The organism is Delftia sp. K82, assembly GCF_002193035.1.
Taxonomy (GTDB): Bacteria; Pseudomonadota; Gammaproteobacteria; order Burkholderiales; family Burkholderiaceae_C; genus Comamonas; species Comamonas acidovorans.
In genome coordinates, this window is sequence record NZ_MYFL01000001.1 from 1,819,604 (window position 1) to 1,841,184 (window position 21,581).

At 70.2% G+C, this 21,581-nt stretch carries 15 protein-coding genes; 12 read left to right on the forward strand and 3 right to left on the reverse strand.

All coding sequences use genetic code 11. The features are described 5' to 3' along the window. Window positions 1-87 precede the first annotated feature (87 nt). The 3 genes from KDK82_RS07885 to KDK82_RS07895 all read left to right on the forward strand — a co-directional run bounded on the left by KDK82_RS07885 (window position 88) and on the right by KDK82_RS07895 (window position 2,463). Window positions 88-450 (forward strand): hypothetical protein, encoded by a 363-nt coding sequence (locus KDK82_RS07885; protein WP_088164485.1) that lies wholly within the window; start codon window positions 88-90, stop codon window positions 448-450. Window positions 451-629: 179 nt separating this feature from the next. Continuing rightward, window positions 630-1,967: a hemolysin family protein gene (locus KDK82_RS07890; protein WP_088164486.1), complete on the forward strand. Its 1,338-nt coding sequence runs from the start codon at window positions 630-632 to the stop codon at window positions 1,965-1,967. Further along, window positions 1,954-2,463, forward strand: coding sequence for a hypothetical protein (locus KDK82_RS07895; protein WP_088165464.1), 510 nt, complete (start codon window positions 1,954-1,956; stop codon window positions 2,461-2,463). The genes KDK82_RS07890 and KDK82_RS07895 overlap by 14 nt, the downstream gene beginning before the upstream one ends. 146 nt (window positions 2,464-2,609) lie before the next feature. Here KDK82_RS07895 and azu read toward each other — a convergent pair whose 3' ends face one another. Beyond that, window positions 2,610-3,068 carry an azurin gene (gene azu / locus KDK82_RS07900; protein ID WP_088164487.1) on the reverse strand — a complete coding sequence of 153 codons (459 nt, stop codon included), beginning with the start codon at window positions 3,066-3,068 and terminating at the stop codon, window positions 2,610-2,612. Between the two features lie 328 nt (window positions 3,069-3,396). Here azu and KDK82_RS07905 point away from each other — a divergent pair, with 328 nt between their 5' ends. After that, window positions 3,397-3,687 (forward strand): hypothetical protein, encoded by a 291-nt coding sequence (locus KDK82_RS07905; RefSeq protein ID WP_088164488.1) that lies wholly within the window; start codon window positions 3,397-3,399, stop codon window positions 3,685-3,687. 43 nt (window positions 3,688-3,730) lie between these two features. On the opposite strand, the gene KDK82_RS07910 is transcribed toward KDK82_RS07905, so the two are convergent. Next, a complete protein-coding gene (locus KDK82_RS07910; RefSeq protein ID WP_088164489.1) occupies window positions 3,731-4,441 on the reverse strand; it encodes an alanyl-tRNA editing protein in 711 nt (236 codons plus the stop codon). A 584-nt stretch (window positions 4,442-5,025) separates the two neighbouring features. On the opposite strand from KDK82_RS07910, the gene KDK82_RS07915 reads away from it, so the two are divergent. From KDK82_RS07915 to KDK82_RS07950, 8 genes are all read left to right on the forward strand, one after another. Beyond that, on the forward strand, window positions 5,026-7,968 hold the full coding sequence (locus KDK82_RS07915; RefSeq protein ID WP_088164490.1) for a DUF4132 domain-containing protein: 2,943 nt from the start codon (window positions 5,026-5,028) through the stop codon (window positions 7,966-7,968). A gap of 76 nt (window positions 7,969-8,044) precedes the next feature. Further along, window positions 8,045-11,041 carry a DUF4132 domain-containing protein gene (locus KDK82_RS07920; protein WP_088164491.1) on the forward strand — a complete coding sequence of 999 codons (2,997 nt, stop codon included), beginning with the start codon at window positions 8,045-8,047 and terminating at the stop codon, window positions 11,039-11,041. Window positions 11,042-11,064: 23 nt separating this feature from the next. Further along, entirely contained in the window at window positions 11,065-13,992 is a 2,928-nt protein-coding gene (locus KDK82_RS07925; protein WP_088164492.1) for a DUF4132 domain-containing protein, read from the forward strand. After that, window positions 13,992-15,116 (forward strand): AAA family ATPase, encoded by a 1,125-nt coding sequence (locus tag KDK82_RS07930; RefSeq protein WP_034394609.1) that lies wholly within the window; start codon window positions 13,992-13,994, stop codon window positions 15,114-15,116. The genes KDK82_RS07925 and KDK82_RS07930 overlap by 1 nt, the downstream gene beginning before the upstream one ends. Beyond that, window positions 15,106-17,520: a DUF5682 family protein gene (locus KDK82_RS07935; protein WP_088164493.1), complete on the forward strand. Its 2,415-nt coding sequence runs from the start codon at window positions 15,106-15,108 to the stop codon at window positions 17,518-17,520. Before KDK82_RS07930 ends, KDK82_RS07935 begins: the two co-directional genes overlap by 11 nt. 47 nt (window positions 17,521-17,567) lie before the next feature. Then, window positions 17,568-18,761 (forward strand): VWA domain-containing protein, encoded by a 1,194-nt coding sequence (locus KDK82_RS07940; protein ID WP_088164494.1) that lies wholly within the window; start codon window positions 17,568-17,570, stop codon window positions 18,759-18,761. Beyond that, entirely contained in the window at window positions 18,758-20,446 is a 1,689-nt protein-coding gene (locus tag KDK82_RS07945; RefSeq protein WP_088164495.1) for a hypothetical protein, read from the forward strand. Before KDK82_RS07940 ends, KDK82_RS07945 begins: the two co-directional genes overlap by 4 nt. Continuing rightward, on the forward strand, window positions 20,443-20,757 hold the full coding sequence (locus KDK82_RS07950; protein ID WP_088164496.1) for a hypothetical protein: 315 nt from the start codon (window positions 20,443-20,445) through the stop codon (window positions 20,755-20,757). The genes KDK82_RS07945 and KDK82_RS07950 overlap by 4 nt, the downstream gene beginning before the upstream one ends. On the opposite strand, the gene KDK82_RS07955 is transcribed toward KDK82_RS07950, so the two are convergent. Continuing rightward, entirely contained in the window at window positions 20,742-21,569 is an 828-nt protein-coding gene (locus KDK82_RS07955; protein ID WP_034394596.1) for an oxaloacetate decarboxylase, read from the reverse strand. The two genes, KDK82_RS07950 and KDK82_RS07955, sit on opposite strands and share 16 nt — an antisense overlap. Window positions 21,570-21,581 lie beyond the last annotated feature (12 nt).

Below are 21,581 nucleotides of genomic sequence, written 5' to 3' on the forward strand. Positions count from 1 at the left end.
GCGCGCCGCTTGTAGGAAGCGGCGAACAGCGGTGGACAGGCGGCCTGCCTGTCTGCGGGTCACGGGCATGGATAGAATCCGAGGACCATGTCCAGATGGTTCATCGCGGTTTTCTCCCTGCACTTCGTCGTCAGCGTGGCTTTGTCCACGCTGGGGCTTGCGCCATGGCGCGCCCTGCCGGACGAGCCATGCGAGCCGCCCGGTGTCCACTCGCGCGCCGCCTGCGCCGGCCCGGAGCGCACGGCAGCGCCGCGGGTGGACACGGTCTCCCTGCTCGATGACTTCGACCACGCGCTGATGGACGAGCAGCAGGACCTCCCCGATGTCGTGCATGCCGTGGACGGCATGCCGGCACCCCGCCTGCAGGCCGGGCGCCACATCACCGCCAGCCTGCGCGAAGGCCCTTGGCGCAGCCTGGCACCGCCCGACCGGCCTCCCCGGGCAGCCTGATCCCCCATTGCCGTTTTTCTGACCTGCAGTGCCCTGCGCCTGCGGTGCCTCTGCCGCTTCGGGCCCTGTCCTGAATGCCCGGCTGCCGGGCTGGCCCCTGGCGTTCCTTCTTCCCGGACCCATCGCCGCATGGGCCCTTTCTGCCGCAACTGCGGCTCCCGGTTCCCACAACACGCATCATGGAAATTGCCATACTTTTTGCGCTGATCCTGCTCAATGGCGTCTTCGCCATGTCCGAGATCGCGCTGGTGACGGCGCGCAAGGCGCGCCTGCAAAAACTCATTGACGAGGGCGATGCCGGCGCCGCCGCCGCCGCGCAGCTGGGGGCCGACCCCACGCGCTTTCTGTCCACCATCCAGATCGGCATCACCTCCATCGGCGTGCTCAACGGCATCGTCGGCGAGGCCGCGCTGGCCGCCCCCCTGGCCGAGTGGCTGCAGCGCATGGGCGTGCCCGCGCCCTATGGCGGCTACACGGCCACGGCGCTGGTGGTGGTGCTGATCACCTATTTCTCCATCGTCGTCGGCGAGCTGGTGCCCAAGCGCATCGGCCAGACCTATCCCGAGACCTTTGCGCGCCTGATCGCACGCCCAGTCAACTGGCTGGCCCATCTGACCAAGCCCTTCGTGGTGCTGCTGTCCGTGTCCACCCATGCGCTGCTGCGCCTGCTGGGCGTCAAGGAAAACAGCGGCAGCGCCGTCACCGAGGAAGAAATCCACGCCATGCTGGCCGAAGGCACGACGGCCGGCGTCATCGAATCGCACGAGCACACCATGGTGCGCAACGTGTTCCGCCTCGATGACCGCCAGATCGGCTCGCTCATGGTGCCGCGCAGCGACGTGGTCTGCCTGGATGCCGATGCGCCGTTCGAGGACAACCTGCGCGTGATCGAGCAGTCCGACCACGCGCGCTTTCCCGTGGTGCGCGGCGGCATGGACTCCATCATCGGCGTGCTCAACGCGCGCCAGTGGCTGTCGCGCGCGCTGCAGGGCAAGGAGCAGGGCCTGACCGACCAGCCCATGCAGACCGCGCTCTATGTGCCCGAGACCATCACCGGCATGGAACTGCTGGAGAGCTTTCGCCTGTCCGACGTGCATATGGCCTTCGTGATCGACGAGTACGGCGAGGTCCAGGGCATCGTCACCCTGCAGGACCTGGTGGAGGCCATCACGGGCGAGTTCCAGCCCCGCGATCCGCGCAACTCCTGGGCGCTGCAGCGCGAGGACGGCAGCTGGCTGTTGGACGGCCACATCCCCGTGCCCGAACTCAAGGACCGGCTGGAGCTGGCCACCGTGCCCGAGGAAGAGCGCGGCCGCTACCACACGCTGGCCGGCATGGTCATGCTGCTCACGGGCCGGCTGCCGCGTGTCACCGACACCGTGCAATGGGAAGGCTGGCGCTTCGAGGTGGTGGACATGGACGGCAAGGCCATCGACAAGGTGCTGGCCATGCGCGTGGACGTGTCGCTGCAGGTACCGGGCGATGAAGACGGCGGTGCGGCCCATGCCGCGCGCTGAACGCCGGGGCCCGCGCGGCGCATGGAAACTGCTGGCATGCGCGGCGGCCGTGGTCTTCATGGCCGCCTGCCTGGACGGCGTGCAGGGCTACCCGCAACAGCAGGCGCCCATCATCAGCCCCTACGACATGACCCAGGAGCAGCGGCTTGCCGAAATGAACGTCATGGGCGCGGCCGGCCACGCCGACCATCGCTGGACCTACGAACTGCGTCCCGGCTGCGTGCTGCGCGTGGACCTGGACGGCCCGCAGGGCCCCAGGCCTTCGCATGACATCGCGCTGCTGGGCAGCGTGGTGGCCGTCACGGCCCAGCGCGAACGCGGCAGTTTCCGCGTGGAGCTGCAGCCCGGCGACGGCCTGCAGGCCGCGCGCTCCCTGGTGCTGGAAAGCGCCAAATGGGCCGACGCCAGCTGGACCCAGCTGCTGCTGCGCCTGATGCAAAAGGGCTGCGTGGAAATGCAGGGCCGCCCGCACGGCAGGACCACCAGCAGGCACTGAGAGGCCAAGCAGAGCGGTGGGGATCGGCTGGGAACGGCGGGCCAGGCAAGCGCGGCCTGCCTGGCCCCCGCAAATGAAAAGCGGCACCGAAGTGCCGCCGTATGGAATGCGGGGCACAAGGCCCCGCGCCAAGGCAGATCGCCGGCTTACTTGGCCAGCGTCAGCGTGCCCTTCATCAGAGCGGAGTGGCCGGGGAAGGAGCAAAAGTAGCTGTAGGCCTCGCCGGCCTTCAGGGCGGCGGTGGAGAAGGTCACGGAGTCGGTCTCGCCGCCGCCGATCACCTTGGTGTGGGCGATCACGCGGGCATCCTTTTCCTTCACGAAGTCCTTGGCCGCACCAGCGGCGATGCCGTCATTGGCCACGGGCTGCAGGTCGGCCGTCTTGCTCAGCACCCAGTTGTGGCCCATGGCCGTCTTGGGCAGCTTGCCCACGTGCTTGAGCTTGACCGTGAACTGCTTGCAGCTGGCGGGCACGCTGATGGTGGGCTTGTTGAATTGCATGGCGTCATTGCCTTCGATCTCGACGGCGCAGTCGGCGGCCAGCACAGGCGCGGCGACGGCAGTCATTGCGAGGGCCAAGAGGACGGGCTTCCATTGCTTTGCCATTGTTTTCTCCTTGAAAAGCGGGTGAGGTGGCTGGCATCCGAGGGCCATGGACCGGCAGGCGGTCTGTCGCCATGGATGCTTTGTATGGCTGCCTCAAGCATAGACAGGATCGGGGGCGGCAGGTTGATTTGAATCAAGTCAAAAGAGTTCGAAGACTTGCGCTTGGAGCATGCGGTATGGCGTCGCGCATGCAGGGCATGCATTCGGGCTGCCGCAGGAAAACGGTTTTGCCGCCCGTGGTCTTTTGGCGACGGGCAACCCCACAGCGCGCATGCCTCTACTCACGTCAGTCACATTTGGGTACGATTGCTGAAAATAGAGGGAATGTATGAGATTGCTTGTTTTCATAGGCTCGATCATCGGCGCCATCTTTTTGCTGACGGCGTTCTTCGTCGACAGCTCCCATCAACAGGCGGCGCTGGCGGCCATGGCCTGCGCCAGCGTCCTCATTCCGTATGTGCTGTTCAGATTGCACTCGATCGCCGTCGAGCATGACCAGCTCGACCAGATCCTGCAACTGGTGCGAAAGTCCGGCAGCCAGGGCGAGGGGCTGGCCCAGGGAGGCGAGGGATCCCCTGACGCGAGCGGGCCTGTGGCGCCCAGGTCCTGGATGTCCTGAGGCCTGGCATCAACAGGTCTGGCATCAACAGGTCTGGGGGGTGTCAGGCGAACTGCACCACCACGCGCCGGTTGGTGCGGCTTTTCTTCTCGATCTTGGTAACGGCCACCGTGCCTATCTCGGCCGTGCTGCGCACATGCGTGCCGCCGCAGGGCTGGCGGTCCAGGCCGGGGATGTCGATGATGCGGATCGTCGCCGTGCCGCCTGGGGGCGCGGCGCCTGCGGTGCGCACCAGGTCGGGCTGTGCAGCCAGTTGCTCGGGCGTGATGCGGTCCACGTTCACCGCATGGCTGGCGGCGATCAGGGCGTTCAGGCGCTCCGTCAGATCGGCCTTGTCCAGCGTGGACTCGGGCAGGTCGAAATCCAGGCGTGCCGAGTCCGGCGAGATGCTGCAGCCCGTCACGGGCACAGGCACCAGCACGCCCAGCAGGTGCAGGCAGGTGTGCAGGCGCATCAGCCGGTGGCGCCTGTCCCAGTCAATCACCACCTGGACACGTTCACCCACCTGGGGCGGGGCATCGGTCTGCAGCACATGCAGGATGCGCTGTCGGTCATCGGCATAGACGGTGTCGATCAGCGCCAGGCTGCGGCCATCGGCCAGGGTCAGCGTGCCGGTGTCGCCGGCCTGGCCGCCGCTGCGGGCATAGCAGACCGTGGCATCGAGCTCGATGCCTTCGGGGCTGACGGCCGTCACGGTGGCTTCGCAGCGGTCCAGGTAGGCGTCGTCATCAAAGAGCTTGTGCGTCTGGGGCATGGGGTGTCTCCGGGGTCGTGGTTCTTGGGTTAGGGGCTTCAGCGCAGGGCGCACAGGCCCTGGGCGGTTTCCATCTGGGGGCGTGGGAGCCGCCGGCCCGGGGTGCAATGCCCCGCAGGTCGGCCGCATGCCGGGCGCCGCGGTCCAGGCCGGCTGCGGCGGCGGCGGCGGCGATTAGATGGTCAGGCTCCCGTGTCACGGCGCGTGTCATGTCGCGGTCCATGGTATCGGCGGCATGGCGGGGCCGGGCAGTACGCCTGGGCGAAAAGTCCCCAGTACAGTCCATGGCCCGCAGCGGTGGCAGTCGCCTGCTTGACAGCCTGTCAAGTGGCGGTGCCCGCGACCTGACAAGATCGGCGCCCGCACCGCGTGCGTGCCGGGGAACAATGGCGTGGCCGTTGCGGATGGCGCTACAGATTTTTCCAAAGCTGACGACATACGCAGGGCATGAATCTGTGAGTTTTCCGAGGGACTGTCCGGATGGATCAAGAACTTTTGCTTCCGTCCGGTGCAGGCTCCACCCCCGTCTCCATCCCGGCAGGCCCTGGTTTGCGGCTGCCCACATTGTTCATCTCCTCATCCCCATGAGCACTACCGATCTTCACGCGGCTTCCCTGAGCGATCTCTATGACCGGCTGCATGAAAGCCTCAGCGACGAGGCCTTTGCCGCCGAACTCGATGCCCGCCTGCATGACGGGCGGGCCGACGAGGCACGCACCTTCCTGCGCGACTGCGAGGAGCGTTGTCTCAACATCCTGGGGCATCTGAGCGGCAGCGACGCACCCTGGTCGCGTGACGGCGATCGCTGGCTGGCCTTTGCGCGGCTCACCGTGCCGCGCGGCCATGTGCTGTCGGGCCGCAGCGAGGAGCTGACCAATGCCCATGTGGCTGCCGAAGTGCGCGTGCTGGCCGAGCAATGGCTGGCCCACGCCCGCAGCGCCGACCTGCCTGTGTACAAGGGCATAGGCCTGGTGCTCGGCAGCCTGCTGCCCTGGCTCAGCTATCCCGGCATGCCCTATGACGAGGTGACGTCCACGCTGGACTGGGCGCTGGCGCTGCGCGAGGAGGCCGGGTTCCGCCGCAGCCATGAGTACCACGCGGCCTGGAAGCCCCTGGTCGCCCAGCTGAACGATGCCGACCTGCTGCGCTACGCCGTCGTGGGCGGCAAGCTGTTCGACGATGTGCTGGACCACTACCGCAACGAGCGCCAGCCCAGGCAGCCCAAGGGCCAGGGCTGGAAGGACTGGCTGCCTTTCTTTGCCGAGCATCCCCAGCTCTTCGACAAATCCTATATAGATGATCCCGACCTGATCGGGCAGCGCTGGGCCAGTGCCGGCGCGCCCCGGCGAGAGGAGCTGGCCGCGCTGCTGCTCAGCCAATTGACCTACTCCCAGCGTGCCGAGCGGACGAGTGCATTGCAATTGCTGGACCGCCTGGTGGCCGAGGATCCCGCGCCCTTTGCCAAGCAGCTGCGCGAGAACGGCCGCTACCAGATCAGCCTGGCGCTGGCCATGCATGTCATGAAGCACGACGATGCCGCCTTGCTGCCCCTGCTGCTGCCCGCCATGGCCCAGCGCTGCGACCGCGAGGACGAGCTGCGCCGCTACCGCAGCGTGATCCGCGAACTGGTGACCCGCCGCCCGGCCGATCTGGCCGAGGTGCCTGTCAAGGACCTGGTCAATGTGCTGCCCGCGTTCGACACCGCCAGCCTGAAGGCCGCGCTGCCTGCGCTGACCGCCATCATCACCGGCAGCAGCGCAAAGGGCCTGCGCGCCGCCATGGCCGGCCTGGCCGCCCATATTCCGCTGGCCAGCTTGGTGGATGCCGGCTGGCTGAACAAACCGCCCAAGAACCTGCTGCTGACCTGCCGCGACGTGCTGCTGGCCCACCCCGACCCCGCTGTCGGTCCCTTGCTGGCGCAGTTGCTGGCCGGCGGCAAGCTGGATGCGGCCTCGGCCAGCAGCGTGCAGCAGCGGCTGCAGCAGTTGGGCCTGACAGGGCAGGGCGCCTCGACATCGGATGAAAGCCAGGCAGATGCCGCATCGCCAGCGTCTGCCGCTGGCGGCGTGGATCTGGAAGCCCAGCTCGCCTCCATCAAGCGCCTGAGCGCGGCCATCAAGCCCTTTGATACGCCCGAGCTGCTGGCGCTGTGCGCGCCGCTGTCCGAACACGCGGCCCGCGTGCTGCTGCATGTGTCCGCCATTGCCGAAGGCGGCCTGCCGCCGCTGGCCGGCGAGCTGCTGGCGCGCATTCCGGCCGACAACCGTGCCCGCCTGGCGCTGGCCCTGGTGCAGCAATGGATTGCTTCCGAGGGCGAACCCAAGCAGCGCTGGGCGCTCAGGCTGCTGCCCGGCCATGCCGATGACCGCGTGGTCGATGCGCTGGTGTCCGCCGTCCAGGCCTGGAACCGCCCGCGCCTGCAGCGCGCGGCCGCCGCCGTCGAGCATCTGGGCGAGGTGGACAGCCTCTACGCTCTGCTGCGCGTGCAGGAGATCTCCGAGTCGCGCTCGCTCAAGGACCAGGTGCAGCGCACGGCGCGCAGCGCCCTGCGCGCTGCCGCCGCGCGCCGCAAGATGAGCGTGCCCGAACTCTTCGACGAGCTGACGCCGGACTTCGGCCTGGGCCAGGGCCTGACGGTCACGGTCGGGCCGCAGAGCTACCGCGTGGAGCTGCAGGGCGATCTGAGCCTGCGCGTCATCAACGACAAGAACAAGGCCAGCAAGACCATTCCTGCGGTCAAGGACGAGGCGCTCAAGCCCGAATGGGAGGCGGCCACCGCGCAGCTCAAGACCCTGGCCACCAGCCTCAAGACCGTGGTCAAGCAGCAGGCGCCGCGCATGCTGGCGGCCCTGGTCAGCGGCAAGCGCTGGCCGCTGGATCGCTGGCAGCGGCTGTTCGTGGCCCACCCGCTGCTGCGCATCGTGGGGCGCAGCCTGATCTGGCGCGCAGAGGATGCGCCGGGCCTGGCGCGCACCAGCTTCCGCCTGGCCGAGGACTTCTCGCTGGTTGATGTGGAGGATGAAACCGTGACCCTGCCCGCTGGCTGCAGCATCAGCCTCTGGCACCCGGCCACGGCCCAGCCCGGCGAGCGCGAAGCCTGGCAGACCTACATGGCCGACTATGAGCTGGAGCCCCTGGTTGACCAGCTGGGCGCCTGCGCCGAGCAGCCCGCGCCCGGCCAGTTCAAGAACGGCATGCTGCTGCCGCCCGCGCCGATCACGCTGGCGCAGGAGCAGCTTGGCGGCCTGCTCAAGAAGTTCGGCTACCGGCCCGGCCCCGTGGGCGATGGCCCCAGCATCAATGAGCATGTGTGGCGCCTGCCCGCGCTGGAGCTGAGCCTGGAGTTGTCGCACGGCTATTTCCCGCCCTACCTGGACCTGGGCCTGCCCGTGGCCGTGGAAGGCCTGCGCGTGCACGACCTGAGCAAGGAATACGGGGCCAGCGCCGACCCGGCCCGGCTGCCCAAGCCGCTGCTGGCCACGCTGCAAGGCCAGTGGCTGGCCCTGGCGGCCAAGGCGGCTGCCTGAGTCCTTGTCTTTGTGAACCTTTGACCCCTTGAAACGTTGGCCGCCCGACCGCCCATCACCGAAGACTCCACAGACCATGAGCAACAACGAGACAGCAGCGCTTCCCCTGCAGGCTTTGTACGAACTGCACACGGCCGCGCCGGCCGGGCGCGAGGGCATGCCGGCCTTTGCCGCCGAAATGGCAAAGCGCCTGGCCCAGGGGCGTGATGCCGAGGTGGCGGACTTCCTGCGCGACAGCAGCAGCCTGTGCCAGGAGCGGCTGCACCAGCTGCCCGGCGAGCATGCGCCCTGGCAGCGCGACCACGCGCTGTGGCTGGCGCTGGCGCGCATCAGCCTTCCGCTGGGACAGTTCTATGGGGGCAACTCGGGCGTGCCCCGGCGCAGTGCCGAGCTGACCGCAGAGCTGACGGCACTGGCCCGCGCCTGGCTGGATGACTGGGGCAGCCGCACCCACCAGCCCTGGAGATTGCGCGATGGCTACGACCTCGTGCTCAGGCAGGTGTTTGGCGTGCTGGGCCATGAAGGCATGTCCAGTGCCGAGATCACCGGCCTGCTGCGCTGGGCGCGGGAACTGAGCGCAAAGGCCGGCATTGCGCCCGGCGCGCAGTACTACTGCCACTGGCAGCACCTGCTGCACCAGCTGCCCGAGCCCGAACTGCTGGCCATGGCCATCGAGGACGGCGGCGGCCAGCTCAGCCGCGACATCGTCCAACGCCAGCTGCCGCTGCAGCGCACGCGGCCTGCAGCGCAGCGCTGGGCGCTGTGGCGGGATTTTTTTGCGCAATTCCCCGCCGTGCTTGACCAGCTGCGCCTGCCCGAGCACGTGCTGATTGCATCGCGCTGGGAAACGGCCGATGCCGCGCGCCGCGACCTGCTGGCCCAGGACCTGTTCAAGGCCTTGTGCTTTGCCTCGGACGATGACTGGCCGCATGACCGTGCCCTGGTGGAGCGCATGCTGCAGACCGATGCCGCACCGCTGGTCGCCTGGTTCAAGCAACTGGGCCACCTGGCGATCAATCCCGTCGTGGCGCAGCGGCTGTGGGACGCCCGGTGGCCGGCCCTGCTGCCGCTGCTATTGCCGGCCTGCGCAGACGGCTGCAAGCACGAATCCGACCGCGCCGGCTACGCCCCGGTGGCCGAGACCCTGCTGGCCGATCGCCCTGGCGACCTGGCCCGGCTGGCCGCCGGCCCGCTCACGCACCTGCTGCCCGCGCTGCGCGTGGACACGCTGCAGCGGCTGCTGCCGCAACTGGGCAAGGCCGCCTCCAGCAGTGCCTCCAAGGGCTTGCGTGCGGCGCTGGCACAGGCCCTGTCTGCCTTGCCCGTGGATGCGCCCCAGGCCGCCGGCTGGCTGGCCAAGCCCAACAAGAATCTGGTGCTGGCCTACCGCGATGTGCTGGTGGCCCATCCTGATCCGGCGTCTGGCAGCCTGCTGTCGGCACTGCTGTCCGGTGGATTGCTGGACGTGGCCGAGCAAGGCCCGGTACAGGCGCGCCTGAAGGATCTGGGTGCCACAGCCCCGGTTGCGGACGCAGCCAGGCCACCTGCCGGCGAGGCCGCGCCAGCTGGCAGCGATGGTGCCGGCTCCCTGGCAGGGCTTGAAGCCCAGGCCGCCAGCCTGCAGCGCCTGTCGCCCGCCATTGCCGCGCTGGACCAGCCGGTGCTGCTGGACCTGCTCGCGCCCCTGTCGGCCCAGGCCGCGCGTGCGCTGCTGCACCTGGCGGCCACCAGCCCGCAGGAGCTGCCGGCGCTGGCCCGCCAACTGCTGGCCCAGGCCAGCGCCGAGAACCGTGCGCGGCTGGCCTTGGCCCTGGTCCAGCACTGGGTGGCTGCCGATGGCGCGCCCGAATCGCGCTGGGTGCTCAAGCTGCTGCCCGGCGCGGCGGACGACCGCATCGTCGATGTGCTGTCCTCGGCCGCCCTGGCCTGGCACAAGACGCGCAAGGAGCGTGCCGTGGTCGCGCTGCAGCAGCTGGGCCGGCTCGACACGGTCTATGCCCTGTCCTGCGTGCAGGCCCTGGCCACCGGCAAGACGCTCAAGCCCAGCGTGCTGGCCGCTGCACAGGCCGTGCTGGCCGAGGCCGCCACGCGGCGCGGCATGGCGCTGGCCGACCTCAGTGATGAGCTGACCCCGGACTTCGACCTGGGCCGGGGCGTGCAATTGCAGGTGGGCGCGCAGACCTATGACGTGCTGCTGCAGGGCGACCTGTCGCTGCGCCTGCGCACGCCGGCCGGCAAGCTGGTGCGCAGCCTGCCGGCCCTGGCCGACGAGGGCCTGCGCACGGAGTGGGATGCGGCCGACGCGCGGCTCAAGACGATGTCCAAGGGCATCAAGGCCGTGCTGCAGCAGCAGGCGCCGCGCCTGCAGTCCTGCCTGATGCTGGGCCGGCACTGGCCGCTGGACACCTGGCGCCGCCTCTTCCTGGAACACCCGCTGCTGCGCGTGGTGGCACAGGGCCTGGTCTGGCGGGTGGAGCCCGCGGCCGGCCAGCCGTTCAGCCTGCGCATTGCCGAAGACCTGTCCCTGGTCGATGCCGAGAGCGACGCGGTGCAACTGCCGGCCGAGGGCCGCATCGCCCTGTGGCACCCCGCGCAGGCCACCGAGCAGGAGCGTGCGCAGTGGCGCGAATGCCTGGCCGACTACGGCCTCAAGGCCCTGATCGAGCAGGTCGATGCGCCCGCCGACCTGCCGCTGGCCAGCCAGTGGCAGCAGGAGCTGCTGCAGCCCCTGGCACCGATACGGCTCACGCAGCAGGCGCTGGACGGCCTGGCAGGCCCATGGCGCTTTCATGCCGGCCCCGTGTGCGATGGCCCCGGCATCTACCTGCACCTGCGGGACTTTGCCGTGCAGCGCTGGCGCGTGGAACTGCTGCACAGCGCGGCCATGCCGTACTACGAGCCCGGCCATGAGATCGACATCGAAGGCTTTGCCCTGCGCGACATGGCCGCCGACCGCCTGCTGCCCCCGGCCGAATGGCCGCTGCCGCTGCAGGCATCGCTGTGCGCCATGCTCCAGGCCCTGGCCTCGCGCGCTGCGGGCGCGGCGGCCGCAGCAGCTGCAGCCCAGGTTTGACTCCCTCCAGAACCCCTGAATCCATGACCTCTTCGACCCTAGAACACACCGACCAGGCCACGCTGGAGGAACTGAGCGCCTCGCTGCCACCCGCCGAACTTGTCCAGGTGCTGGCCAGCCGCATGCGCGCGGGCCGGCATGACGAAGTGGGCGCCTTCACGCGCAAGGCCTTCGACGACTATTCCAACCCCATCCGCGCCCTGGGCAACTTCGATCTGCCCTGGACCCATGACCATGACCTGTGGCTGGCCTTCGCGCGGCAGACCATCCCCTTCGGGCGCAGGATCGACGGCAGCCTGGACGGCGACATTCCACGCCACAGCCCCGAGCTTGCGGCCGAGTTCGAGCAGATGGCGCGCGCCAGCCTGGCCCGTCCACCTGCGCCGGACGGCGACAACGACTACCGTGAAATCCGCATCCTGGACATGTTCGGCTGGCTCTGGTACCCGGGCATCAGCCGCGAACGGGTGATGCAGCAGCTGGACTGGGCCGCAGAGCTGAACGTCCAGTCCGGCGCCAGGTATGACAGAACCGACTGGAAGCTGCTGCTGGGCAGCCTGGAAGACCAGGACCTGATGGAGCTGGCCGAGCGCGGCGGCGCGCTCTATGCCGACATCCGCGATGTCTACATGACGCGGCACAGCGACGTTCCGCACCCGCAGCGCTGCGCGCCCTGGTACGACTTCTACCGCCGCCATCCCGACTGGTTCGACGACAAGCCCATCAACGAAGACCCGGGCCTGATCGCGCTGCGCTGGGACCTGGGCGCCGACGCCCAGCGGCGCCTGGAACTGGTCAACCTGCTGCTGGGCAGGGCGGACCGCGAGCCGGCTGATTACTTCATCCCCATTTTCGACCGCCTGGTGCGGGAGGATGCCGCGCCCTTCGTCGCCTGGATCGAAGGATGGCAGCCCAAGTACCACTTCGATGCGGTGGTCGCCCGGCAGATCTGGACGGCACGCTACCCGGAGCTTTTGCCCCATCTGCTGCGCTGCATATTGCAGAAATCGCGCATTGAGCCCTTCATCGGCCTGCTCAACCAGATGCTGACCGAGCAGCCCGACTATCTGCGCGAGATTCCCACCGTGCGCCTGGCCCCGCTGCTGGCGCAGCTGGACCCGGCCATGCTGCATGCCCGGCTGCCTCTGCTGGGCGAACTGCTGGCTGCCAGCAGCTCGCGGGCGCTGCGCGAAGCGGTGGCGCGCTTCATGCAAGGGCTGGATGCGCAGGCCGTAGGCGCTGTCTTCGAGTCCAACGCCTGGCTGCAGCGGCGCGAGAAAGCGATGCAGCTGGCCTGCCGCGACATCCTGCTGGCCCACCCCGATCCCGGGGTCGCACCGCTGCTGCAGGCGCTGCTGCGCACGGGCCTGGACCTGGGCTCCGAAAGCATGGTCGAGGGCCGGCTGCTGGCCCTGGGTGTCTCAGTGCCAGGCGCTCTGACCGTGGCGCAGGGGGAGGGGGGCCGGGTCCCGCTCGATGCGCTGGAGGCCCGCGTGGCGCGCTTCAAGCGCTTTTCCAGCAGCATCAAGGCCTATGACCAGCCAGAGACCCTGGCCCTGTTCGCGCCGCTGTCCGGGCATGCGGCACGCACCGTGCTGCACCTGGTGGCCACGGCCGAGGAAGAACTGCCGCCGCTGGTGGAGCAGTTGCTGGCCCATGTGCCGGCCGAAAGCCGCGCCCAGCTGTCCCTGCACCTGGTCAATGCCTGGGTGGCCCTGGAGGGCGAGCCCAAGGCGCGCTGGGCGCTGCGCCTGGCCACCGGCCATATCGACGACCGCCTGGTGCAGACCCTGGTGGCCGCCGTGAAGGCCTGGGGCTGGAGCAAGAAGCTGCGCGCCATCATCGCCGTGGAGCAGCTCGGTGCGCTGGACACGCTGTACGCGCTGTCCCAGGTCCAGACCCTGTCCAGCTCGCGCAAGCTCAAGGATCTGGTGATTGAAGCCACGCATGACGCGCTCAAGGCGGCCGCCCAGCGCCGCGGCCTGAGCCTGATCGAGCTGTATGACGAGCTGACGCCCGATTTCGGCCTGGGCGGCGAAGGCCTGGTGCTGGAGGTGGGCCCGCAGCGCTACCGCCTGCAGCTGCAGGGCGACCTGAGCCTGCGCGTGGTGGGCGACAAGGGAAAGGCCTCCAAGACCCTGCCTGCGCTCAAGGACGAATCGCTGCGCCTGCAGTGGAATGCGGCCCAGGCCGAATTCAAGACCGTTGCCGCTGGCGTCAAGGCCATCGCCAAGCAGCAGGTGCCGCGCCTGGGTACCGCCTTCATGACGGGACAGCGCTGGTCCGTCCCGCGCTGGCGCAGATTGTTCCTGCTGCATCCCCTGCTGCGCATCGTGGGCCGCAGCCTGATCTGGCGGCTGGAGCAGGGCGCGAGCTTTCGCATTGCCGAGGACTTTTCCCTGCTCGACGCCAACGACGATGCCGTGGAGCTGCCCGACGATGCGCAGGTGCTGCTCTGGCATCCGGTCGATGCTGCAGCGGGCGAGGTTGAGGCCTGGCGCACCTGCCTGGCCGACTACGAGCTGCAGCCGCTGATCGACCAGTTGAACGCAGGCGCACAACTGCCCGAAGCCGGGCAGTGGAAGAACCATGCCCTGCACCCCGCCGGCCCGCTGCAGATACGCCAGGGCGCGCTGTCCGGCCTGCTGGCCAAGTGGAACTACCGCCCCGGCCCCGTGGGGGACGGCCCCGGCATCTACGAGCACAAGCTGGACCTGGCAGGCCCGCAGCTGTACATCGAACTCCACCACGGGCGCTACCTGCCGTTCATGGACCTGGACAACCGCGTGGACATCACCCATGCCGTGGTCTATGACAGCAGCCATCGCGGCGAAGATGGCCGCTGGCCCCGGCTGCAGCCGCAGCAGTGGCCGCGCGCACTGCAGGCCACGCTGATGGCGCAGTTCGCGGCCATCGCCGCCAAATCGGCCAGCACCAAAGAGAGCGACTGATGGCCACCAAACGCATTGCAGCGGCCACCCCGGAGCCTGCCGCCCAGCGGCTGCCGGCCGAGATGGCCCACGCCCAGGAACTTGCGGCCCTGCAGGCCGCCGACCAGGGCCCGCGCCCCGACGGCTGGCGCCTGAGCCCGCGCTCCGTGCGGCGCTTCATCCTGGGCGGTGCGGAGCCTGACGGCGGCGGGCCTGCCATCGCGCGCAAGATCCACGGCAACGATGCCCTGGTCGAGCGCGCCATCGTCACCCTGGCCGGCCAGCGCGGCCTGATGCTGGTGGGCGAGCCGGGCACGGCCAAGTCCCTGCTGTCCGAGCTGCTGGCCGCCGCCATCAGCGGCGACAGCAAGCTCACCGTGCAGGGCGGTGCCGGCGTGGTGGAAGAGCAGATCCGCTATGGCTGGAACTACGCCCTGCTGCTGCGCGACGGCCCTGGCCCCGAAGCCCTGGTGCCCGGCCCGCTGCACCGCGCCATGGGGGAAGGGCGGCTGCTGCGTTTCGAGGAAATCACGCGCTGCTCCACCGAAGTGCAGGACTGCATGGTGCCCGTGCTCTCCGAGCGGCTGCTGCAGATTCCCGAACTCAAGCACGAGCAGCCCTGGCTGCTGGCACGGCCGGGCTTCAATGTGATTGCCACGGCCAACCTGCGCGATCGCGGCGTCAACGAGATGTCGGCCGCGCTCAAGCGCCGCTTCAACTTCGAGACCATGCGCCCGCTCGAAGGCGTGGCCGCGCAGGCCGCATTGATAGGACAGGAGGTGGGCCGCGCACTGGCGCAGCAGCGCATCGGCACCACCGTCGCGCCCGATGTGCTGGCCCTGCTGGCCACGGCCTTCCAGGAGCTGCGCAGCGGCAGCGTGGAGGGCACGGCCGTGGAGCGGCCGGGCACCGTGCTGTCCACGGCCGAGGCCATCGACGTGGCCTTCAACGCCGCCTGCCAGTGCTGGTACTTCGGGCAGGAGCAGGTGGGACCGGCCCATCTTGCGCGCCACCTGCTGGGCACGGTGATCAAGGACGACGACGAGGACCGGCGCCGTTTCGCCGAATACCTGCGCGTGGTGGCACGCCAGCGCGCAGGGCAGCCGCAGTGGCAGGACTTTGTCGCAGGCGGCCGTGAGCACTGACGCTGCCGCGTGGCTGGCGCCGCTGCCGCAGCTGCGCCTGGTGCCCGTGCGCCACCACAGCCCGCGCTGCGCCCACCACCTGCGCGCGCTGATGCGCGAGTTCAAGCCCACCCACGTGCTGATCGAAGGCCCGGGCGAGCTCGATGCCCTGCTGCCCGCGCTGCAGCACGCCCAGGCGCGTCCCCCGCTGGCCGCCTACCTGCATGCGGCCATGGCCGGGCCCGGCGCGGCCGAAGAAGACTGGCGCTGCCGTTGCTACGTGCCCTTTGCCGCCTTCTCGCCCGAATGGGTGGCCCTGCGCGAGGCGGCGCGGCTGCGCAGCGCCGTGCGCTTCATCGACCTGCCCTATGCCGACAGGCTGGCGCAGGCCGCGCAGCTGGACTACTTCGCCTGCGCGCCCGAACCCCTGCTGGCCGACGAGCCCGCGCGGCGAGCGCCCGACGTGCTGGCCGGCCTCATCCAGGCCAGCGGCTGCCGCGACTTCGACGAATGGTGGGACCGGCATTACGAATCTGGCAACGAGGACGCCTCGCCCCAGGCGTACTTTGCCGGCGTGCTGGCCTTCAGCCAGCTGCTGCGCGAGCGCGAGCAGGGCGCGGGCGGCAGCGGCATGGATGCCGAGGACGTGGCGCGCGAGGCCCACATGGCCGCTCAGGTCAGCGCGGCCCTGGCCGAAGGCGGGCGCTGCCTGGTGGTCTGCGGCGGCTTCCATGTGCCCGGCATCGTTGCCGGCCTCTCGGCCCCCGCCCGGCCTGCGGACGCCAGGCCCGCCATCGATGTGGGCGTGCACCTCATTGCCTACACGCTGCAGCGGCTGGAGCGCGCCAGCGGCTACGCGGCCGGCATGCCCATGCCTGGCTACTACCAGGGCGTATGGCGGGCGCTGGAGCAGGGCGCCTCGCAACCCGATGCCCAGGCCTGGCCCGAGATGGCGGCACGCACCGTGAACAGCCTGCGCGCCCGGGGCATGCCAGCCAGCCTGCCTGACGCGGCCGAGGCCGTGCGCCTGGCCCATGGCCTGGCCGCCTTGCGCGCCTGCCGCGGCGGCCGGGCGGAGCTGCTGGAAGCGCTGGACAGCGCCGTGTTCAAGGAGCATGCCCAGGCCCTGCGACCGCAGCCTATGGTGCAGCAGACCGGGCAGCAGACCGGGCAGCAGACCGGTCAATGGCTGCTGGACGCCGACGACTACGGCCAGCTGCCACCCAACGCGCCGGCCGCCCCGCTGCTGGTCGATGTGCAGACCTTCTGCCTGCGCCACCGCCTGCCCGTGCGGCCTGCCGCACCCGTGCGCAAGGAGCTGGACATCTACCGCAGCGCGCGCCACCGCCGGCTGTCGCAGGGGCTGCACCGCCTGTGCTGCCTGGGCGTGCCCTATGCGCAGCGCCTGGCCGGGCCGGACTTCGTGGCGGGCACGGGCCTGGCGCGTGTGCGCGAGGTCTGGACGCTGGGCTGGCAGATCGAGACCACGGTGGCCCTGACCGAGGCCATGTGCCACGGCTCCAGCCTGGAGGAAGCCGCGGTGCACCTCGTGCGCGAGCGCCTGGCGCAGACGGCCCACACGGAGCCCGCGCAGCGCGTGCTGGAGGTGCTGGTCATGGGGCTGGACGGCATCGCCCAACAGGTGCTGGACACCGTGCAGGCCTGGATGGAGCGCAGCCACGACGCGCTGGCCCTGGCCCGCGCCACGGGCTGCCTGGCCCTGGCCTACGAGGCCCGCCATGCGCTGGGCGGCGTGGGCCTGGCGCGCCTGCTGCCGCTGCTGCAGCGCTGCTTTGCCCAGGCCTGCCTGCGCCTGCCCTGGCTGGGCGAGGGCGATGCATCCCAGCAGGCACAGGCCCTGAATGCCCTGGCCGATCTGCACGGCATGGTCTGCCGCCACGCGCCCTGGGCCGACGCCGGCCTGTTCCACGATGCCTGTGCCGCCTTGCATGAGGCAGGCGCCGACAGCACGCCCGCGCGCGTGCGCGGCGCCACGGCCGGCATTCTGAGCATGGCCGGCCGCTGGCAGATCGCGCAGACCGATGCCGCCCTGCGCACCATGCTGGGCCTGGCGCAGGTCGATGGCGCCGCCATGGGCGAATACCTGCAGGGCTTTTTGCGCGTGGCCAAGGGCTGGCTGCTCAGCCATCCGCCGCTGCTGCGCCTGCTCAGTGACGGCATTGCGCACTGGCCGGAAGAAGCCTTCCTGGCCGGCCTGCCGGCCTTGCGGCTGGCCTTTGCCCAGCTGACCCGTGCCGAACTGCGGCAGCTGGCCGGGCGGCTGGCGGGTCTGTCGGGCGCGGCCACGTCACCCGGCGCAACCACGCTGGCCTGCGTGCACCTGCCATCGGACGAGGCCCTGGCGCACGGCCGCGCCTTGGCGGCCCAGGTGGGCCGGCTGCTGCAACCCTGGGGACTGTCATGAGCCGGGAAGATCCGCCAATGCACGAACCGCCAATGCACGAGCCGCCAATGCAGGAACAGGCAATCGATGCCGCCACCCTGAGGCGCTGGCGCCTCATCCTCGGGCCCGAGGCCGCCCAGCCCCTGGCTGCCGCGCAGCCGCTCGATGACGCCGATGCACGCCGCGACGCGGCATTGGACTATCTCTACCAGCGCGAGCACCGCCTGCGCGAGCAGGCGAACGCCTCGGGCACCGATGCGTGGCAGGGCGGGGGCGGGCAGTCCGGGCACCACGGCGGCAGGGACGTGCCGGAGCCGCAGGCCGTGCACTGGCTGGGCGAGGTGCGCGACCTGTTCCCGCGCAGCGCCGTGGAAACGCTGCAGCGCGATGCGCTGTCGCGCTATGGGCTCCATGGCCTGCTCAGTGATCCCCAGGTACTGGCCGAGGCCACGCCCAGCATCGAACTGGTGGCCGCCTTGATGGCGGTGCGCACCAGCCTGCCCCCCGAGGTGCTGGCCGAGGCCCGCCGGCTGGTGGCGCGCGTGGTGGCCGATTTGCAGGCGCGGCTGTCCTCGCGCGTGCACTCGGCCCTGGGGCGGCGGCGCAGGCGCCGCAGTAGCCGGGGCCAGGGGCAGATGAGCGATCTGGACTGGTCGCGCACCCTGCGCCACAACCTGCGCCACTACCAGAGCGAGGAGCAGGTGCTGGTGCTGGAGCGCCTGTTCTTCAGGGAGAACGAAGCACAGCGCCTGACCTGGGACCTGTGGCTGGTGGTGGACCAGAGCGGGTCCATGCATGAATCCGTCATCCACAGCGCCGTCATGGGCAGCATCTTTGCGCGCGTGCGCGCCCTGCGCACCCATGTGCTGCTGTTCTCCGACGCGGTGGCCGATGTCACCGGCCAGCTGCATGCGCCCGAAGAGCTGCTGCTGGGCGCGCAACTGGGCGGGGGCACCAACATCGGCGCGGCACTGGCGCATGTGGCCGGGCAGCTTGCCGCGCCGCGCCGCAGCGTGATCGTGCTGATCACCGACCTGTACGAAGGCCATGACGAGGCCCGCGTCATCGCCGAGACCGAGCGTCTGGTTGCCAGTGGCGCCCGCGTGCTGGTGCTGGCTGCGCTGGACCGCCGCGCCCACCCCGACTATGACCGCGACCTGGCCGCGCAACTGGTGGCGCGCGGCGCCCAGGTTGCCGCCATGACGCCCGACCATCTGGTGGATTGGCTGGCCCAGGCCATGCAGGGAGGGCGGCCCTCATGATGCAGGAATGGCTGCGCACCCTGGACGATGACGCCATTGCCGACTGGGCCAACAAGGGCCTGCTCAAGCGCGGGGCCAAGGCCCTGGCGGCGGCGGATGCAGGGCAGTGGGAACTGGCTGCCAACCAGGCCCGCGCCGGCATCGAAGGCCATGTCCAGACCCTGGCCGGCGCGGGCTTTGCCACGCTGCAATGCAGCTGCCCCGCCTTTGGCCCCTGCCACCATCTGTGCGCCTTGCTGCTGGGCCTGCGGGCGCGGCTGGCCCACGAGACCCCGGCCGATGGCATGGCCCAGGCGCCTGCAGCCCCGTGGCTCGACGGCGATGCCGGCGCCGTGGCCCAGGCCTTTGGAATGGCCGCCCAGCGCAAGGCCCTGCGCTGGATGGCCCAGGGTTTCGAGGCAGTGCTGGAAGAGGCCCCGGCCACACTGATCGGCGAATTGTCCAACCCCGACGAAGTCACCGTGCGCCTGCCGCGCGCCGGTGGCCTTGCGGCGGCCAGTTGCAGTTGCAAGGCAGCGGCCTGCGCCCACCGCGCCCTGGTGGCATTGCAGGCCCGGCGCCTGGCGGGCGCACCCATGCCGGAGCTGCCGGCGCATGCGCTGGAAGCCGGCGCATTGCAGCGGCTGGCCCAGGCGCGCCAATGGCTGACCGGCTGGGTGCTGCAGGGCCGTGCAGGCATGAGCCCTGCCTTTCTGGACCAGGGTGAAGCGCTGGCCACCGAACTGCGCCAGGCCGACCTGCCGCGCCCTGCCAGCGTGCTCAACCTGCTGGTACGCGCCTTGCGTGACGAGCGCGCAGGGCGTGCCGGTGCAGCCGAACGCGTGGCGCCCTTGCTCGCCGCGCTGTGGATGCTGCTGCGCGGCCTGGCGCAACAGCCCATGCCACGGCCCCTGAGCGAACTGGCGGGCGTGCACAGGTGCAGCTACCGGCGCGTGCAAGGCCTTTGCCTGCACGCCGTGGCAGCCGAGCTATGGCATGCGCGCGGCGGGCAGCGCGGGTTTTCCGTGCATTTGCAGGACGCGGCCAGCGGTCGGTATCTGACCTGGTCCGCATCGCGCGCCGAAGGCTTCGACCCGGAGTGGGTACCGGCTGGGGCGCTGGACTCGGAAACCCTGGGCGGCCTCACCGCAAGGCAGCTGCTGCAAGGCCCCTATGTGCTGCTGGACGGCTGGGCCAGCGACGATGGCCGCCTGTCGGCGCGCGACGCCACGCGGCTGGCACCGGCCCAGGCGACCGGCCCGCTGCCGACCCGGGCGACCGGCGCACAGCCGGTGGCCGACGATCCCCAGGCCCTGCTGCAGCGCCATCTGCAGGAACTGCATGCCGACCCCTGGCGCCAGCAGCCGCCCCTTTGGGCACGGCTGCAGGTGGCCGGCAGCGGCCTGGCGCAGCGTGACGAGCTGCTGCAGCGCTGGACGATTGCATTGCAGTCGCCGGTGCCCGGGCCTTCCCTGTCCCTGGTGGGCGATCTGCACGGCATGCAGGGCAGGGCGGGTGAGGCATTGCGCAGGGAACTGGCGCGCGGCCGCGTGCTGCGGGAAGTCTTTGGCCGCGTGGAATTCGTGGCAGGGCAGTTGCAGATTGCCGTGGCTTCCGTGCGCTGGCAGGACAGCGCGGACTGGCACCATCCCAGCACGGCCTGGCCGCCGCCGCTTGCCGAAGTCGGTGTGGAGAAGGCGCCATGAGCAATTCAAGCAAAGCAAGCAACGAGAGCACCACCGCGCCGCTGCGCCATTGGCTGGAACAAGGCCAGGCCTGGCTGGCCGACATGCAGGCCGCAGGCCTGGCCGGGGCGGGCATGCCGCTGCTGGCCGCCGGCCGCGCCTGGGCCGACGAGGGCACGCTGCTGGGCTGGGGCTCCCTGGCAAGGCAGATGGACGGCGTGCTGGACCTGCAGCTGCCACCGGCGGAGCGCGCGGCCGCCCTGCTCGATATCGCAGTCTGGGTCATGACCGCGCAGCGGCTGCAGGCCGGTGCGGATCAGTCCTTGCCCTGAAAAAAGCCATTCAGTTCGGCACCCGGCGTGGCCTGGGCGAACGCGTCGAAGCGCCCCGTCTCGGCAATGGAGCGCGCCGCATGCAGAAACCCGCTCCAGGCTGCGCGCGCCAGTGCGCCGCCCACGCTGATGCGGCGCACGCCCATGGCCTCGGCATCCTGCAGGCTCCATTCGCTGGCCCCTCCGATCAGCAGATTCACCGGCTTGGGTGCCACGGCCGCCACCACGGCACGGATCTGCTCGGCGCTGCGGATGCCGGGTGCGTACAGGCAGTCCGCGCCGGCCTCGGCATAGGCCTTGAGCCGGGCAATGGTGTCGTCCAGATCGGGCCGGCCCACGAAGAAATTCTCCGCACGCCCGACCAGCAAGGTGCCGCCACCGGCCTCGTCGATGGCGGCACGGGCGGCGCGCAGCCGGGCCACGGCTTCCTCGATGCTGCGCAAGGGGTTGGCTGCATCGCCTGTCGAGTCTTCAATGGACAGGCCCGCCACGCCGGTGTCCACGGCCATGCGCACGCTTTCGGCAACTTCCTGCGGACCCAGGCCGAAGCCGCTTTCAAAGTCCGCATTCACGGGCAGATCGGTGGCCGCGACCAGGCTGCGCAGATGCTCCAGCGTCATCTCGCGGGAGATGGCGCCATCGGGCTGGCCCAGCGACCAGGCATGGCCCGAGCTGGTGCTGGCCAGCGCCTTGAAGCCCAGGCCCTGCAGCATGCGGGCGCTGCCCGCATCCCAGGGATTGGGCAGCACAAAGCAGCCCTGGCGGTGCAGGGCGTGGAAGGTGGCGCGCTTTTGTTCGGTGGTGGGGGTCATGGGGGCACTCCG

Excerpts from the sequence above, each read along its gene's own strand:
- KDK82_RS07950 (WP_088164496.1), top strand. The coding sequence starts at position 20,443 with ATGAGCAATTCAAGCAAAGCAAGCAACGAGAGCACCACCGCGCCGCTG.
- KDK82_RS07940 (WP_088164494.1), top strand. The coding sequence starts at position 17,568 with ATGCAGGAACAGGCAATCGATGCCGCCACCCTGAGGCGCTGGCGCCTC.
- KDK82_RS07945 (WP_088164495.1), top strand. The coding sequence starts at position 18,758 with ATGATGCAGGAATGGCTGCGCACCCTGGACGATGACGCCATTGCCGAC.
- KDK82_RS07930 (WP_034394609.1), top strand. The coding sequence starts at position 13,992 with ATGGCCACCAAACGCATTGCAGCGGCCACCCCGGAGCCTGCCGCCCAG.
- KDK82_RS07920 (WP_088164491.1), top strand. The coding sequence starts at position 8,045 with ATGAGCAACAACGAGACAGCAGCGCTTCCCCTGCAGGCTTTGTACGAA.
- KDK82_RS07925 (WP_088164492.1), top strand. The coding sequence starts at position 11,065 with ATGACCTCTTCGACCCTAGAACACACCGACCAGGCCACGCTGGAGGAA.
- KDK82_RS07915 (WP_088164490.1), top strand. The coding sequence starts at position 5,026 with ATGAGCACTACCGATCTTCACGCGGCTTCCCTGAGCGATCTCTATGAC.
- KDK82_RS07890 (WP_088164486.1), top strand. The coding sequence starts at position 630 with ATGGAAATTGCCATACTTTTTGCGCTGATCCTGCTCAATGGCGTCTTC.
- KDK82_RS07910 (WP_088164489.1), bottom strand. The coding sequence starts at position 4,441 with ATGCCCCAGACGCACAAGCTCTTTGATGACGACGCCTACCTGGACCGC.
- azu (WP_088164487.1), bottom strand. The coding sequence starts at position 3,068 with ATGGCAAAGCAATGGAAGCCCGTCCTCTTGGCCCTCGCAATGACTGCC.
- KDK82_RS07905 (WP_088164488.1), top strand. The coding sequence starts at position 3,397 with ATGAGATTGCTTGTTTTCATAGGCTCGATCATCGGCGCCATCTTTTTG.
- KDK82_RS07895 (WP_088165464.1), top strand. The coding sequence starts at position 1,954 with ATGCCGCGCGCTGAACGCCGGGGCCCGCGCGGCGCATGGAAACTGCTG.
- KDK82_RS07955 (WP_034394596.1), bottom strand. The coding sequence starts at position 21,569 with ATGACCCCCACCACCGAACAAAAGCGCGCCACCTTCCACGCCCTGCAC.
- KDK82_RS07885 (WP_088164485.1), top strand. The coding sequence starts at position 88 with ATGTCCAGATGGTTCATCGCGGTTTTCTCCCTGCACTTCGTCGTCAGC.